Raw genomic sequence first — 15,082 nt, 5'->3', positions numbered from 1 at the left:
AACCTGGCTCCGACCGAGGAGATGCGGCTGATCGCCTATATGACTACGCCGCTGGGCGCGTTGGGCGTCCTGGTCCTGTCGGTGATCTTGCTGCACCTGATCGTCTTCGAGGCGGGTTTCGCGGGGCAGGAAGAGGCGGAAACGCCGGTTCGGGCCTTCTTCGACTTCACCCTACCGGGCTACGCCCTGTGCCTGCTGGCCAGCCTCGCCATGCTGTGGGTGTTCGGCGGGGCGGACGGTCATGGGCTCCAGGCGCTCATGGCCAATGTCGTGATCCTGGCCTTTCCGGCGGCGATCGGGGCCGCGGCCGCGCGGCTTCTGGTGTAGTCGTGACGGACAAGGAGAAGCAGAAAGCAGGGAAGAAGGGCGTGTCGCGGCTGCAGTGCGCCTGCGCCCTGATTGGGCTCCTCATCACGCTCGGCGCGGCGGGCGTGCTGGCGCGAGCGGCTTTTTCGGTTCCGTCGCCGGCGGCGCTGACGATCAGAAGCGAGGCGGTTCGACCTTCGTCCGGCGGATGGGTGGTCGACGTCGTGGTCGCCAACCAGGGCGACCTGGCCGCCGCCGCCGTGGATATCGAGGGTCAGGTCGGCGGCGAACGCTCCGGCGCCTCGCTCGACTATGTTCCCGGACGGGGAGAGAAGAAGGCCAGCCTGGTCTTCTCGCAGGCGAACAAGCCGGATCCGGCTTTGCGCGTGCTGGGCTGGTCGGAGCCGTAACGGCTTGAGACCACGACCGGTCAGAGCTGTCTTGTCTGGAACAGCCCGTCTGACCTCCCGTTGTCGAGCGGGGTGCAATCGACGGAGAAACGACATGAAGAAGATGCTCGCAGCCGGCGCCTTAGGCGTCCTGATCCTTGGCGGCGTAGCGGTGGCCCAGACCACCGGCGCACAGAATAATCAGCCTGACCCCAGCATGCAGACGCGATCCTCCGACCAGATGTCCAATCAGGACACGGCGACGCCCTATAATCAGAGCTCCACCATGGGGTCGCAGAACGCCATGCAGGACGGTTCGGCCTCGCAATGGGCCGGCGAACGGGGCTGAGCCCTCGCAAGACGCGACCGACTAAACCAGGAGCGGGGCAGGGTGATCGCCGACGAACGGTCTTGGCCGTCGTCGGCGGCTGCCTGTTGTTGGCTCTGTCCAGCCCCGAAGCGTCGCCGCCGAGGCCGTCGACCAGCTCTGAGCCTCTGCAGCTTTACGAGCGGACGTGGATCCGCGATGGACGACTCACGTCTGAAGCGGAAACCGTCCTGAAGTTGATGGCGGCGGCGGAAAGGCACGGGCTCCGGTCCGAGCTGTATCTGACCCCTGCGCTTGAGAGTCGCTTGAGTGAAATGGCGGCGCGGCCGAACCAGCGCGCCGCGCTGAAGGCGGAGGAAGCGCTCGCCGAAGCGTTTTTCCGCTTCGCCTCCGATGTTCGCTCCCCAGGAGCCATGGTTCAGGTGGTCGACCCCGCCGCATCGCTCAAACCCCTTACGCCCTCTGAAACTCTGAGCGCGGTCAGGCGAGAGGGGCCCGAACATGTCGTCAGACTGGCGCCAGAATACGAACGTCTGGCAGACACGCTCGAACAATGGCGAGGGCGCTGGCGCAACCTCCCTCGACTGCAGTTGCGCGAGGGCCCGGCTGTTCGCCCAGGCGCAACCGATAAGCGCATGCCTGCCCTCCGGACGCGGCTGGGCCTCGCGCCAGGCGGGGCATCCGCCATGCTTGACCCCGTATTGGCCTCGCGCCTGGAGGATTTTCAGCGATGGCACGGCCTGGACCCAACCGGAATCCTGAACGGGCCGACGGTCAGGGCGCTCAATCGCGATCCTGAGGAGTATGAGAGGCTGATCCTGACCAATATGGCTCGACTCCGCGCCTTGCCGATAACAGAACCGCGCCGCCGCGTGCAGGTGAATATCGCTTCGGCAGTTCTGACGGCGAAGGAGAACGGCGAGACGGTTCTGACCATGCGCGTGGTCGTCGGACGCAAGGACACGCCCACCCCGATGCTCGCCGGCGCCGTGCGTTACCTCGTGCTCAGCCCTTACTGGAATCTCCCGCAGGATCTGGTTCAGAGCCGGGTCGCGCCGGTGGCGCTCATCCGGGGTGACGCGGCGTTGAAGGCGGGCGGTTTCGAAGCCCTGTCAGACTGGTCTCCGAAGGCACGACGCCTGCGCGCCGATGAGGTCGATTGGAAGGCCGTTGCGGCCGGCGAACGACGCGTGCGCGTGCGGCAGCTGCCGGGCGACCGCAATATGATGGGGGCGGTCAAGTTCATGTTGCCCAACGATCTGGGCATCTATCTTCACGACACGCCGTCGCGCGGTCTCTTCAGCGCCCCCCAGCGCGCTTTCAGCGCCGGCTGCGTCCGGTTGGAGGACGCTCAAGCCTTCGGACGATGGATTGCAGGCCGAAACCTCGCGGATCTGGCTGACGGTTCGGCCGAGCAACGGGTGGATCTGGTCGAGCCGGTGCCTGTCTATCTGCTCTATCTGACGGCGGAGCCTCGGCCGGGCGGCGGGCTGATCCTTGGGCCCGACCCCTATGGCTGGGATGGTCTGTGAGCATGTCGGGAAGCGGACCTTCGCCACCCGTGGCTGTTGGATGCGTATCGGTCAGGTGCAGCAGGAGAAAGACCATGGCGGGACTCCAGGAACGATATGGGCGCGGGAACGAAACGGCGGCTGAGATCGCCGAGGACGACGCCAGCGCAGACGCGGCGGCGCCACGTTGGAACAAAACGGCCGGGAAGGGCGGGGGCGCCATGTCGGACGGCGATCGCGCGACGGCGGCCATGGCTAGTCGACATGATCGTTTCGCGGGCTCGGCCGTGGGAGTCGGGAGCGTGAGATTCGACGACTACGGCGTCTACACCAGCGCGGACGGGGCCGTCGGGGACGGCGAGGTCGCCGAGCTCCTGATCGACGGTCAGGAAGAAGTCTTTGCCCGCACGGAGGTCGAGCGCGGCCGCATCGAACATCATGCCGGCGAGGACAGCTCACCCGCTCAGGGCGGGTCCCGTAGGGATGGCTAGACCATTCCGCCGTTCAGGTTGCGGCGCATCCCGCCCCCAGGACATCAGGGGCGTGGTCATCCCGTTTCCGCGCCGCACGCGAAGGCGGCCCCATCGGCTTGCCTGGACAGCGGCCTGGCTCGCGGCGGGGGCCGTGGCTTTGTCGGGCGTCTTCATCGCCGGCCAGGACCTTCTGCGCGGCGCCCGCGAGGTCTCTTCCGTCGCGGCCGATGAAGTTCCCGGCCGGAGGTGAGCCAGATCAGGTGGTTCGCGTCGCCGCCGCCGTGGAACGGTCATCGCTTTTCGCGTTCTCGCCGGCCTTGTAGACCTTGATTTCCGGGGAGGAGATGCCGTCGGATCGGCCGTCTGTCCGCGCAGGGGGCGTCACGGTCGGATCGATCGCCGCGGCATCCCCGCCCGGAGGCCGCGCCTTTCCTCTGCTGTCGCGCGACGCCCGAGAACTCATGAGGCTCTCCTCAGCGCAGCGTCCGGGCCCCAGAGCGTCGCGCGATAGGCTTCGAAGCATTTCGCGCCGGCCTGCAGGCGCATGACGGCGCCTTCAGCCAGGGCGCGAAGACAGTCGGGCCTCTCCGCCGCCAGGGGGCGCAGAATCTCCCCATTCCAGGCTTTGGAGTGCTCCACATCGAGGGTGGCGTGCAGGGCGAAATACTTCCGCTCGGCCCCGATCCCCAGCCGCTTCAGGCCCTCGGCGACGTGAGCGGCCCGCCAGGGTGCGGTCAGCTCGACCGCCCCCAGGGCGCCCAGGGCGTGATAGGCGTAGCGTCGAGTCGTCGAGAAGGCCACGAGCGTGTTGCCCAGCGCGAGCGATGGCCAGACGGTGCGCTCAATAGCGGGCCGGAGATCAAGCGCCTGGGCCAGCCGGTCCAGCATGGGCCCGTGCATGCCGCCCTCGCGTCCCCGACCCATCTCATCCCAGTAGTTGCGCGCAAGCTCCAGCTTCGGTCTGATCGGCATCTTCACCTGGGCCATGGCGACCAGGTCGTCGAATCCCGCCTCGCCGGCCACCTCCTGAAGCAGGAACCAGCGCATGTCCTCAAGCGTCGCCGTTTCGGCGAGCCAGGGGAAGAGCGGGTCGTTCTCACCGGGACCTCGCCCTTGAAGCGCCTCGAACCAGCCGACGAAGTCGGCGGGCTCTGTGGGCATGTCGGCCAGCCAAGGCTGGGCCGCTTCCCGGGCGCGTTCCATGGCCGCGCCCTCCAGAAGACGCATTTCGGCGTCCGCTCGAAGCTCCCTCTCCCAGTCGTCGTGGGGCAGGGCGGGGTTGAGGCGGCGATGATTCCATTCGGCCAGGCGGCGGTGAAGCGCGGCCGGCTCGAGGGCGTCGAAGGGGCGGAAGGTCGAGGCGAGGCCCGAGCGGGTCATGATCGGCTCCTGAGTGCTTGGGCTCTCCATACGCGGCGTTTCATCGGGCGGTTCCCGCAGGCGGAAATTGCCGTGATCAGGGGACGCGCGAGACCGGTTTAAGACACAGGAACTGCCGCCGGGAGGGCGGGTTCAAGCAAGCCCCTAACGGAGTAAGGCAGTGGAACACAAAGGTTTTGACTGGATGATCCAGGGCTCTGGATCGACGTGGACTTGGACGATATCTGCGCGAGGCGAGACGCGGCCGGCGCTTCAGGGGACGGCGCCGACGCGCCCTATAGCGGCGGCCATGGTGATCCGCTGCCTGGTCGCAGGCGTAACCGCCCCCGCAGCTCGGATGGAGATGGCGGCATGACGTCTTCGGACCGTCCCGCGCGAGTTCTGGAGCGCGCCCTCTATCGCGGACCTCATCTCTACAGCGCCACGCCCATGGCCAGGATCCAGCTCGATCTCGGGCGTTTGGAGAATTGGCCCACGGATCGTCTGGGGGACTTCACATCGTTGCTGCTGACCCTGCTACCAGGTCTCCGCAACCACGGCTGCTGCTACGGGGAGCCCGGCGGGTTCGTGCGGCGCCTTGAGGCAGGGACCTGGTTTGGACATGTCGTCGAACACGTGGCGCTTGAGTTGCAGACCCTCGCCGGCGCGCCGGTCAGTCGCGGCAAGACGCGCTCGGTGCGCGGTCGGCCCGGCGTCTATGACATCCTTTATGCGTATGGCGTGGAGGAAGCGGCCCTCTTGGCGGGCCGCCTCGCGCTGCAGCTTTGCGACGGTCTTCTGCCCATCGAACTCAGCGGCGTCGAAGGCCTGGACCGGATCTGCAGCGACGATACTGCGCCAGGCGTCGAAAAGATCCGCTCCGCGGAAGCGGCCGTCGAGGCCCTGACGGGCCTCATGCGGCGCCACGCCCTGGGACCCTCGACCAAGGCGTTGGTCGACGCCGCGCGTCGCCGAGGCGTCCCGCTCGAACGGATGAATGGGCAGAGCCTGATCCGGCTGGGTTGGGGGGCGCGTCAACGCCTGTTGCGCGCCAGCGTGACAGACCGGACGGGATTGATTGCGGCCGAGCTGGCCGGGGACAAGGCCCAGGCGAAGGCCCTTCTGGCGGCCATCGGTTGTCCGGTGGCCGAAGGTGAAATCGTCTCATCCGCTGAGGCCGCCAAGGCCGCAGCGCGACGCCTCGGCGGACTTGTGGCGGTCAAGCCTTTGGACGCCAATCATGGACGCGGAGTGTCGACCGCCCTGTCGGAGCCGGAGGAGGTCGTCCGGGCCTTTTACGGGGCTGTCGCTCACAGCCGGCGCGTCATCGTGGAACGGCATCTGGAGGGCCGGGACCATCGCATACTGGTGGTTGGAGGGCGCGTCTTGGCGGTGTCGGAACGTCAGCCGCCCTTTGTCGTCGGCGACGGGCTCAGCACGGTAGCCGAACTGGTCGAAGCGCTGAACAGCGATCCCAGACGCGGCGACGGCCACGAGAAGTTCATGACCCGGGTTCGACTCGACGACCAGGCCGTCCTCGCCAGCCTCCTGCGTCAGGGGCTTTCCATGCGGGACCGTCCGGCGGCCGGTCAGAAGGTCCGCCTGCATCCGGCGGCCAATCTCTCAAGAGGCGGGTCGGCGATTGATCGCACGGACGAAATCCACCCCGAAAATGCGGCTATCGCCCGACGGGCCGCCTTGGCTCTGGGGCTGGACGTCGCTGGCGTCGATATGCTGGCGCCGGATATTCGCCGGTCCGTACGGGAAACCGGTGGAGGCGTGGTCGAGGTCAATGCAGCCCCTGGGCTGCGCATGCACCTGGCGCCGTCGGAAGGCGCGCCGCGCGATGTTGCGCGACCGATCATCGACATGATGTTTCCGCCGGGGGCGCGCGCACGCGTGCCGATTGCGGCCGTCACCGGGACGAACGGCAAGTCAACGGTGGGGCGGATGGTCGCCCATGTGCTGACGGTCCAAGGCCTGACTACGGGCCTCACCAACACCAGCGGGGTCTACATAGGGGGCGAACGGGTCTGGAAGGGAGACGCCAGCGGACCGCGAAGCGCGCGCATGGTGCTGCGCGATCCGACTGTCGAGGCGGCTGTGATGGAGTGCGCCCGCGGGGGCATCCTTCGCGAAGGTCTCGCCTTCGACCGGTGCGACGTCGGTTGCGTGCTGAATGTTCAGCCCGACCATCTGGGACTTAAGGGGGTCGAGACGCTCGAAGATCTCGCCCGCATCAAGTCTGTGGTGGTCGAAAGCGTGGCGCGTCGGGGCCTGAGCGTGCTCAACGCTGACGACCCCCTGACCATTCGTATGGCCAGGCACGCGGGCGGTCGGCTGTGCTGGTTCAGCATGCGGGGCGGGGCCGAGACGCCAGGCTTCGTGTTGAAGCATATCGCAGAAGGCGGTGCTGCGGTTCTTTATGACGCTGCGACCGACGACATCGAGCTCCACGACAGGGGCGGGACGGACCTGGTGTGCCGCGCGGCCGAAATCCCGGCGACCCTCGAGGGGCGCGCCGCCTTCAATGTCGCCAACGCCCTTGCGGCCGTCGCCGTTTGCCATGGCTTGGGCGTCAAGGCGGATCGGATCGGATCGTCGCTGCGCAGCTTTGCGTCCAGCTTCGAGCAGAACCCAGGCCGCCTGAACATTCATGACGGCCATGGCTTCAGGGTGATCCTGGACTACGCTCATAATCCTGAAGGCCTGCGAGCGCTGGGAAGACTGGTGCAGGCGATGCGGCCCGCGACGGGCCGGATCATCGGCATGGTGAGTATTCCGGGCGATCGGCGCGAGGAGGAAATCCGCGCCATGGGCGAGATAGCGGCCGAGTATTTCGACTCCATCGTATTTCGAGAAACGCCGGACAACCGCGGCCGTCCGGTCGGGGAGGTCAATCGCCTTCTGCGCGAGGGCGCGCTCGGCGCGGGATGCGACCCCTCACGGCTGGATGCCTGCGTGCGAGAAGAGGACGCCGTCGACGCCTGCCTTCAGGCGGGACGGCCGGGGGATCTTGTGGTGCTTACCCCCACGCGCGTGGAGGAGGTCTGGGCGCAAATCCAGGCCTTCAGGCCCCCGGAGACCGCAGATCGCCCCTCGGAAGTCCTGTTGGAACCGGCTCATGGCTGACGGTGCGCTTATCATCATCGGCGGGCACGAGGACAAGATGGGCGAGCGCCTCATCCTCAAGGAGGTGGCGCGTCGACTGAAGGGAGGCCGACTGATCGTCTGCACCGTCGCCTCCCATGAGCCGGATGGCTATTTCGACGCCTATCGCAAGGCCTTCAGCGGATTGGGCGTCGACGATCTGGTCGAAATCTACGTCGACGAGCGCGCCGAAAGCTGGGACGCCGACAAGCTCTCCCCCTTCGAGAACGCCGCGGGAGTCTTCTTCACCGGCGGCGACCAGCTCCGCTTATCCAGCCAGATTGGAGACACTCCGATCGAACGGAGCGTCCGGCGTCTGTATGAGAGGGGCGGCCTGATCGCCGGCACCTCGGCCGGCGCCTCCGTCATGAGCGAGACCATGCTTGTGAAGGGGACGGCCGAAGAATCCTATCGCATCGGCGAGCTGCATATGGCGCCGGGACTGGGATTGCTGCGGGACGCCATCATCGACCAGCATTTCGCCGAGCGTGGGCGTTATGGACGTCTGCTCGGCGCCGTGGCGCATAATCCGAGACTGCTGGGCCTTGGCGTAGACGAGGACACCGCCCTCGTGGTCGAAGGACGCCGGATGACTGTTTTGGGCGCCGGAGCAGTCTATGTGGTCGACGGCGAAGCCGCCACTCATTCCAATATTGCGGAAGGCCAGGCTGACGACGCCCTGTCGCTGTTCGACATCCGCATGCATGTGCTGGCTCATGGCGACGGCTTCGACCTGGACGCGCGAAGGCCTGCGGCGGCTGCGCGCGACACGGCCGACTAGCTCCCTGATTGGGCGGCTGGGTCCGGTTGATCGACGAGCGTCCCGGGCGCCGCGTTCATGTCGCGCCCGCGCGGCGTCAGGAATACGGCAAGCACTACGATAAGAATGAATACGCCTGTGATGATCCAGGCCGCCTTGTTTCGCCGCATGAGCACTGTTCCTTTTCTTGATCCTTAAGGCCAGCGCGCACGCGGCGAGGGCGTTGCCTGCGTGCGGAGGACGACATTGCGGCGGTCAGACCGGAGAACAGTCAAGGCGAAGGTAGGCGTCGTCGAACTCGGCCGCCTCGATGAGGCGTTGGCGATCGATGACGCGAACCTGGGCGCCTTTCCAGCTAATCCAGCCCGTGTCGCGCAAAATCTGCAAGGTGCGGTTGAGATGCACCGCGGACATGCCCAGAAAATCCGCCAGATCCTGCTGTCGGATCGGCAGGTCGAAGACGCCGTCGTCGACGAGGCCGACTGCGCCCAGCCGAGCCTGCATCTCGCAAAGAAACAGTGCTAGTCGCTCCAGAGCCGTCTGCTGGCCGACCGCCAGCAACCATTCGCGATGCATGGCGGCGTCCACGACCGTCTCCAGCCAGAGGAGCCGCGTCAGGTGCGGCTGATCCTCGGTGATGCGCCTCAGTCGGTCATGTGGAACGGCCGACACGACGCAGGGTGAAAGACACAGGACGCCATGATCCATCTGCCGCATGACGAGGCTGTGCAAGTCGACGAAATCGCCTGGGCAGTTGACCTGGGTGTACTGGCGCCGTCCGTCGGCCAGCTCGCTGTACCGGGCGGCGAAGCCGGAAAGGAGAAGGGTGCTGATCTCCGGCCGTTCGCCTGGGCCGACGAGCTGCGCGCCGGCCGGTTTGAGCACCGGCTCTTCCACGAGTCCGGCCAAGGCTGCGGATTCCTGAGCGGTCAGACAGTCGCGTCTGGCGAGCTTGAGTTCGAGCCGACGCGTGGGAGGAAGGTGGAGCATGGCGTCCTCTTGCGAATACAGGCCAACGCCAGCGGTTCGTAGTCGTTGCGGCTCCCGAGCGGGAGCCGCTCCTTCCCGTCAGGCAATTCTCCTGAGGGGCGACTCCGGCGCCTGAAGGAAGCTCTTGCTTTCAGGAGCGCGCACAGGCGCGGCCCGGTCGGCGAGGCTCGCAGCGGGGGCGACGCAGCAAGAGGCGGCCCGGAGACCTTCCAAATCCAGGATGCGGGCCCGCCCTCTGCCGAAACGAACCAGACCCAGAGCCTGGAGCCGGGCCGCTGCGACATTGACGCTGGTGCGCTGGACGCCCAACATCTGGCCGAACTGGGCCTGGGTGATATGCAGCGGCGCGCCGGCGGATCCCTCGTGCAGTCGTACAATCCATTTGGCGAGCCGATCCAGGACCGCATGGGAGGCGTTGCAGCAGGCCTCGGCCTCCAGTCCACGCAGACGCTGCTGCGCCTGCAGCATGACCAGTCGTGTCAGCCAATCCCGACCGAGCGTGTCGAGGATCGAGGCCGCGGGGGTGCTGAACAGCAGGGTTTCCACCAGGGGGACGGCCACTGGACCGGGGGAGGTCGGCCATAGGGCGCGGTCCCATCCTTGAACCGCCCCGGCGGGTACGAGCGAAACGCAGATGTCGCCGGCCCCCGGGAACAGGCCCACCGCGCCGTTCAAGACGAAATGCAGTTCGTGCTCGGCGAGTGCCCGGCCGAAGCTCTGAGTCCGTTGCAGACGGCCTGTCGCCTCTATTCGCTTTCGAGCTTCAAGCGGCAGCGCTTGAAAGACCGGATGGTCGGCGACCCCCAGTTCGCGGGCGGGGGCGGTGATGAAGGCACGGCTAGGCGAGAACGAAGACAAACGCGACATGGGAATTCCTCCACGTCGGGAGCATGGCATGCCGCCGAAGAGCTCACGTTCACATGGGTTAAGCCGCAGGCTTTAGGAGCCGTCGGCGCCGGGTTCCGCTTGTCTGAAGGCGTCCTTAGGGCAACCTCAGTTCGTACGAATGATTGTGGAGCGGCTGAGCATCAGGAGTCTGACCATGCCGCCAAGCCCACATGAAAAATCCGCCACCGCTGTTCACGAGCAGCGTCCGATTGAAGCGCAGTACGCCCGCCAGGGTCGCGGCGGGAGGCGCATTATGATCATCCTCGCGGCGGGCCTCGCCTTGACGGCTGTGGGGTTCGGCCTGGTTTGGCTATCCTGGTCGAAGCCCCTTTCGGAAGCGCCCGTCGACAACGGTCTGCTTCCGGAGGCCGCGCCTTATTTTCAGGACGACGGCCAGGGGGGCGGGGCGCCTGCAAGGGAAACGCCGCGATGAGAGGCGCGCATTTAATGCAGGGCTTCGCAGGCCTGGTCCTGATCGGGCTCGGGCTCATGACGGCAGGCTCCAGCTTTCAGATCGGAGATGCCTCGCCGCTGGGCCGGGCCTGGGCGGCCCTGGCGGCGGGTCTGTTTCTCGTGCTCGATCAGATCATGTTTCGCAGGGACCATCCGTGACATCGCCATCTATCGGCGAGGCGCGGAAGAACGCTGCGCCCCCGGAGCGGCTGCTCGCCGAAGGGAGAGCGTTCGCCGGCAGATCAACCGGATGGAGCGCTTGCGGGAAAAGGGCCTGGAGCAAGCTGCTGTTGCGGCTGGGCGTATCCCGTTGGACCTGGCCTAGCCTTGAGCATGCGTTCGGGCATAGGCGACGCCGCTGTCGCGGGCGCCGGGAAGGCCTGATGAGGGAAACGCCGCGTCGATCTGTTTAGGCGTTTCGATGTGCTTCCGTACCCAAGTCGGAAGGCGCCATGAGATCGGCGAGGGCGGCGACGGCGCCGGCGATCTGGCGTCGCTTGTTCGGCGACAGCAGCGCGAGCCTCGCCAGCACATCCGAATGAAGTAGGTCCGGCGCCTCGGCCAGGGCCTGGTGCCCCGGCTCGGTCAGGCGCGCGTGGACGATGCGACGATCCGTGGTCGATCTGTACCGGACGATGAGGCCGCGCGCCTCCAGTCGGTCGAGCACCGCCACCACGGTCGGCGGCGACATGGAGACGTCCTGGGAAATGGCGCGGGTGCTGACCTCGCCGAGACGACGGATGGATTGCAGCACCAGAAGCTGCGGCAGCGTCAGGCCTGTCAGCCGGGCGATCTCGCGCGAGCGGACGTCGATCGCCTGGGCGATGCGGCGGACCGAGCGCACCAATGACGCCGTGGCGTCGGCGGCTGACGGCAGGGGAATTTCGCTCATTGGGTTGAACTCATTCGTGAACTAACCATTTGTACGCGCTGCATCCACACTTCAAGGAGGACCCATGTGCGGTCTTAGCGGCGAGATCAACTTCGACGGGCGCCCCGCCGACGCCGGCGCGGTACAGCGGATGACGGACGCCCTCTCGCCCCGGGGACCGGACGGATCCGGCATAGTGATGCGTGGGCCAGTGGGATTGGGACATCGGCGCCTCATGATCATCGACCTGTCGGAGAAGGCGCAGCAACCGATGGTGGACGCCGATCTGGGCGTCACTCTGGCCTTCAACGGCTGCATCTACAACTATCCGGAATTGCGCGAGGAGCTTCAGGGCCTGGGTTTCCGCTTCTTCTCGCACGGCGACACGGAGGTGATCATCAAGGCCTGGAAGGCCTGGGGCGAGGCCTGCGTCGAGCGGTTCAAGGGGATGTTCGCCTTCGTCCTGCACGAACGCGACAGCGGTCGGATCGTAATCGCGCGCGACCGTTTCGGCATCAAGCCGCTGTATCTGGCCGAACGAGGCAGGCGGCTGCGTTTCGCCTCGACCCTCCCGGCGCTTCTGGCGGCGGGCGACGTCGACAGGACAATCGATCCGGTGGGTCTGCACCATTATATGACCTTTCATGCGGTGGTGCCGCCGCCCCACACCATTCTGAAGGGGGTGAAGAAGTTTCCGCCGGCGACGATACGTGTGATCGAGCCGGACGGCGCGTCGCGCGAACGGGTCTACTGGCGCCCGGACATGGCGCGCCACGCCGGGGACGCAGCCCTGACCGCCGAGGACTGGCGCGATCAGGTGCTGGACGGCCTGCGCATAGCGGTGAAGCGCCGCATGGTCGCCGATGTGCCCGTCGGCGTGCTGCTGTCGGGTGGAGTGGATTCCAGCCTGATCGTCGGCCTGTTGGCCGAACTGGGTCAGAAGGACCTGATGACCTTTTCGGTCGGCTTCGAGGAGGCCAACGGCGAGAAGGGAGACGAGTTCGTCTATTCCGACCTGATCGCCAGACACTATGGGACGAAGCATCATCAGATCTTCGTGCCGCACCAGCGGCTGATGGAGGCTCTGCCCGGCACGATCGGCGCCATGTCCGAGCCGATGGTCAGCTATGACAATGTCGGCTTCTACCTGCTGAGCCAGGAAGTCTCGAAACACATCAAGGTCGTCCAGTCCGGGCAAGGGGCCGACGAGGTGTTCGGCGGTTACCATTGGTATCCTCCGATGGTCGGGGCCGCCGACCCTGTCGAGGCCTACGCCGGCGCCTTCTTCGACCGCAGCCACGAAACCCTGAAAACCCAGTTGAACGGCGCCTATATTACGGATGTCGATGTCAGCCGGGCTCTGGTCGAGGCGCATTTCGCGCAAGCCGGGGCGGAGACCTCTGTCGACAAGGCGCTGCGGCTGGATAGCCAGGTGATGCTGGTCGATGATCCGGTGAAGCGGGTTGATAACATGACCATGGCCTGGGGACTGGAGGCGCGCGTGCCCTTCCTGGACCATGAACTGGTCGAACTGGCCGGACGTATCCCGCCGGAACACAAGCTGGCCCAGGGCGGCAAAGGCGTGCTCAAGGCGGCGGCGCGCCTTGTCGTCCCATCAGAGGTGATCGATCGCAAGAAGGGCTACTTCCCGGTGCCCGCGCTCAAATACATCCAGGGTCCCTATCTCGACATGGTGCGTGAGACCCTGACCAATCAGGCGGCGCGCGACCGCGGGCTGTTCGACAGGGCCTACCTGGATCGGCTGTTCAACGACCCGACAGGCCATATCACCCCTTTGCGTGGTTCGGAGCTGTGGCAGGTCGCCGTCCTCGAGATGTGGATGCAGCAACATGGCGTCTGATCTTCGTCTCGCGCGTCCCAAGGCGCACCGGCTGAAACGCATGCGTCATGAAGGCCTCAAACCGCCCGTGCCCTCGGGACGTGAGTCCGTGCGCGATGCCGTCCTTGACTGCGGCTGGGGCCGCCTTCTGTTCGCCCAGACCTTCGAGACCGCCGCGCCTCTGGTCGAGGCTCTGCGCGCGGAGGGGCCGGATCGCCGCGACATCGCCTTCTACGTCCGCAATCCCCACGTCCTGCTGGCCTCGGCGCCGCAGGAGCTGTTCCTCGATCCGTCCCATACCTATCGGCTGGACCTGGCGACCTATCGGTCCAGCCGCCGTCAGCCGCGGGGCTTCACCGTTCGCCGTCTGATGTCGGAAGCGGACGCCCAGACGGTCAATGATATCTACGCCAAGCGTCGCATGGTGCAGGCGCCGCCGGATTTCCTCTGGTCGCATCGCGACGACCGGACCCTCTCCTATTTCGTCGCGGAGGACCTGACGACCGGAGCGGTGATCGGCACGGTGACGGGTGTGAACCACGCTCGCGCCTTCGAGGATCCGGAGAACGGCGCATCCCTCTGGTGCCTGGCGGTCGATCCCCAGGCGACACAGCCGGGGATCGGCGAGGCTCTGGTCCGCCGTCTGGCGGAGCACTTCAGGACGCACGGCCTGGCCCACATGGACCTGTCGGTCATGCACGATAACGCCCAAGCGATCGCCCTCTATGAGAAGCTGGGTTTCCGGCGCGTCCATTTCTTCGGCGTGAAGCGCAAGAACCCGATCAACGAAGCCTTGTTCGTCGGGCCCTCGGATGATCATGCGCTCAATCCCTATGCCCGGATCATCGTGGATGAAGCGCGGCGACGGGGCATCCAGACCGATATCATCGACTCGGAAGGAGGGCTGTTCCGCCTTTCCTGGGGCGGACGCTCCGTCCGCTGCCGCGAAAGCCTTTCGGAGCTGACCTCGGCCGTGGCTCTCAGCATCTGCGACGACAAGAGGGTGACCCGCAGGATCGTGGAAGCCGCCGGAGTGCGCGTGCCGCGCCGCATCGATCCGCAGAATCTCGGCGCGATCGACGAAGCGCTGGAGACCTATGGTCAGCTCGTGGTCAAGCCTGCGCGAGGGGAACAGGGCAAGGGCGTGGCCGTGGGTTTGAAGACCATGGCCGACGTCCAGGCGGCCCTGCTGCGCGCCCGGCGCATCTGTCCGGACGTCCTTGTCGAGGAGCAGGTGGAAGGCGAGGATCTGCGCCTGGTCGTGATCGACTATGAGGTCGTGGCCTGCGCCGTGCGGCGTCCGCCGCGCGTCATCGGCGACGGACGCTCGACCTTGCGGGTCCTCATCGAGCATCAGAGCCGTCGGCGCGCCGCCGCCACCGGGGGCGAATCCAGCATTCCCATCGATGCGGAAACGGAGCGCACCCTGGCGGAGGCCGGTTATGGCCTGGATGACGTCGCAGGGGAGGGCGAGGAGATCCTCGTGCGCAAGGCGGCCAACCTGCATCTCGGCGGCACCATCCATGACGTGACGGACGAGGTGCATCCGGTTCTGGTCGAAGCGGCCGTGGCGGCGGCGCGGGCCATCGACATCCCGGTGACGGGGATCGACCTCATGGTGCGTGCGCCGGATCAGCCGGATTACGCCTTCATCGAGGCCAATGAGCGCCCTGGCCTGGCCAATCACGAACCCCGCCCCACGGCAGAACGGTTCATCGATCTGCTGTTCCCGCTGTCGGCGCGCCCCGACGCCTGAGACTATGT

At 66.5% G+C, this 15,082-nt stretch carries 14 protein-coding genes; 10 read left to right on the top strand and 4 right to left on the bottom strand.

Annotation, left to right across the window (positions count from 1 at the left end; genetic code table 11):
- From ACWIDZ_RS15445 to ACWIDZ_RS15425, 5 genes are all read left to right on the top strand, one after another.
- Nucleotides 1-327: DUF2391 family protein (locus ACWIDZ_RS15445; RefSeq protein ID WP_453990135.1), on the top strand; the 327-nt coding region annotated here is incomplete at its 5' end.
- Nucleotides 328-329: 2 nt separating this feature from the next.
- On the top strand, nt 330-716 hold the full coding sequence (locus ACWIDZ_RS15440; RefSeq protein ID WP_453990133.1) for a hypothetical protein: 387 nt from the start codon (nt 330-332) through the stop codon (nt 714-716).
- A gap of 94 nt (nt 717-810) precedes the next feature.
- Nucleotides 811-1,044: a hypothetical protein gene (locus ACWIDZ_RS15435; RefSeq protein ID WP_200165228.1), complete on the top strand. Its 234-nt coding sequence runs from the start codon at nt 811-813 to the stop codon at nt 1,042-1,044.
- Between the two features lie 62 nt (nt 1,045-1,106).
- Complete coding sequence (locus tag ACWIDZ_RS15430) at nt 1,107-2,555, top strand: L,D-transpeptidase family protein (RefSeq protein WP_412877572.1); 1,449 nt, start codon at nt 1,107-1,109, stop codon at nt 2,553-2,555.
- A gap of 74 nt (nt 2,556-2,629) precedes the next feature.
- A complete protein-coding gene (locus tag ACWIDZ_RS15425) occupies nt 2,630-3,025 on the top strand; it encodes a hypothetical protein (protein WP_453990131.1) in 396 nt (131 codons plus the stop codon).
- A gap of 441 nt (nt 3,026-3,466) precedes the next feature.
- On the opposite strand, the gene ACWIDZ_RS15420 is transcribed toward ACWIDZ_RS15425, so the two are convergent.
- Complete coding sequence (locus ACWIDZ_RS15420) at nt 3,467-4,387, bottom strand: iron-containing redox enzyme family protein (RefSeq protein ID WP_453990129.1); 921 nt, start codon at nt 4,385-4,387, stop codon at nt 3,467-3,469.
- 351 nt (nt 4,388-4,738) lie between these two features.
- Here ACWIDZ_RS15420 and cphA point away from each other — a divergent pair, with 351 nt between their 5' ends.
- Nucleotides 4,739-7,498, top strand: coding sequence for a cyanophycin synthetase (cphA, locus tag ACWIDZ_RS15415; protein ID WP_453990127.1), 2,760 nt, complete (start codon nt 4,739-4,741; stop codon nt 7,496-7,498).
- Complete coding sequence (locus tag ACWIDZ_RS15410) at nt 7,491-8,297, top strand: cyanophycinase (protein ID WP_346522542.1); 807 nt, start codon at nt 7,491-7,493, stop codon at nt 8,295-8,297. Before cphA ends, ACWIDZ_RS15410 begins: the two co-directional genes overlap by 8 nt.
- A gap of 234 nt (nt 8,298-8,531) precedes the next feature.
- Here the strand turns inward: ACWIDZ_RS15410 and ACWIDZ_RS15405 are convergent, their stop codons facing one another.
- Nucleotides 8,532-9,266 (bottom strand): Crp/Fnr family transcriptional regulator, encoded by a 735-nt coding sequence (locus tag ACWIDZ_RS15405; protein WP_200165222.1) that lies wholly within the window; start codon nt 9,264-9,266, stop codon nt 8,532-8,534.
- Nucleotides 9,267-9,344: 78 nt separating this feature from the next.
- Nucleotides 9,345-10,133, bottom strand: a complete 789-nt coding sequence (locus ACWIDZ_RS15400) for a Crp/Fnr family transcriptional regulator (protein ID WP_412877577.1) — start codon at nt 10,131-10,133, stop codon at nt 9,345-9,347.
- Nucleotides 10,134-10,601: 468 nt separating this feature from the next.
- On the opposite strand from ACWIDZ_RS15400, the gene ACWIDZ_RS15395 reads away from it, so the two are divergent.
- Nucleotides 10,602-10,766, top strand: coding sequence for a hypothetical protein (locus ACWIDZ_RS15395; protein WP_200165219.1), 165 nt, complete (start codon nt 10,602-10,604; stop codon nt 10,764-10,766).
- Nucleotides 10,767-11,016: 250 nt separating this feature from the next.
- Here ACWIDZ_RS15395 and ACWIDZ_RS15390 read toward each other — a convergent pair whose 3' ends face one another.
- Nucleotides 11,017-11,499 carry a MarR family winged helix-turn-helix transcriptional regulator gene (locus ACWIDZ_RS15390; protein ID WP_200165218.1) on the bottom strand — a complete coding sequence of 161 codons (483 nt, stop codon included), beginning with the start codon at nt 11,497-11,499 and terminating at the stop codon, nt 11,017-11,019.
- 64 nt (nt 11,500-11,563) lie between these two features.
- Between ACWIDZ_RS15390 and ACWIDZ_RS15385 the strand changes: the two genes are divergently transcribed.
- On the top strand, nt 11,564-13,339 hold the full coding sequence (locus ACWIDZ_RS15385) for an N-acetylglutaminylglutamine amidotransferase (RefSeq protein ID WP_453990124.1): 1,776 nt from the start codon (nt 11,564-11,566) through the stop codon (nt 13,337-13,339).
- 88 nt (nt 13,340-13,427) lie between these two features.
- The gene (gene ngg / locus ACWIDZ_RS15380; RefSeq protein WP_338575419.1) at nt 13,428-15,074 is read left to right on the top strand and encodes an N-acetylglutaminylglutamine synthetase; all 1,647 of its coding nucleotides are present in this window, start codon (nt 13,428-13,430) and stop codon (nt 15,072-15,074) included.
- Nucleotides 15,075-15,082: the final 8 nt, after the last annotated feature.

Source organism: Brevundimonas sp. NPDC055311 (genome assembly GCF_053645695.1).
This window is presented reverse-complemented; position numbering and strand designations above follow the sequence as displayed.

What these genes read in the sequence shown, in the direction of transcription:
- ACWIDZ_RS15425 (WP_453990131.1), top strand. Translation starts at nt 2,630, where the DNA reads ATGGCGGGACTCCAGGAACGATATGGGCGCGGGAACGAAACGGCGGCT.
- ACWIDZ_RS15420 (WP_453990129.1), bottom strand. Translation starts at nt 4,387, where the DNA reads ATGACCCGCTCGGGCCTCGCCTCGACCTTCCGCCCCTTCGACGCCCTC.
- ACWIDZ_RS15435 (WP_200165228.1), top strand. Translation starts at nt 811, where the DNA reads ATGAAGAAGATGCTCGCAGCCGGCGCCTTAGGCGTCCTGATCCTTGGC.
- ACWIDZ_RS15410 (WP_346522542.1), top strand. Translation starts at nt 7,491, where the DNA reads ATGGCTGACGGTGCGCTTATCATCATCGGCGGGCACGAGGACAAGATG.
- ACWIDZ_RS15405 (WP_200165222.1), bottom strand. Translation starts at nt 9,266, where the DNA reads ATGCTCCACCTTCCTCCCACGCGTCGGCTCGAACTCAAGCTCGCCAGA.
- ACWIDZ_RS15395 (WP_200165219.1), top strand. Translation starts at nt 10,602, where the DNA reads ATGCAGGGCTTCGCAGGCCTGGTCCTGATCGGGCTCGGGCTCATGACG.
- cphA (WP_453990127.1), top strand. Translation starts at nt 4,739, where the DNA reads ATGACGTCTTCGGACCGTCCCGCGCGAGTTCTGGAGCGCGCCCTCTAT.
- ACWIDZ_RS15385 (WP_453990124.1), top strand. Translation starts at nt 11,564, where the DNA reads ATGTGCGGTCTTAGCGGCGAGATCAACTTCGACGGGCGCCCCGCCGAC.
- ACWIDZ_RS15400 (WP_412877577.1), bottom strand. Translation starts at nt 10,133, where the DNA reads ATGTCGCGTTTGTCTTCGTTCTCGCCTAGCCGTGCCTTCATCACCGCC.
- ACWIDZ_RS15390 (WP_200165218.1), bottom strand. Translation starts at nt 11,499, where the DNA reads ATGAGCGAAATTCCCCTGCCGTCAGCCGCCGACGCCACGGCGTCATTG.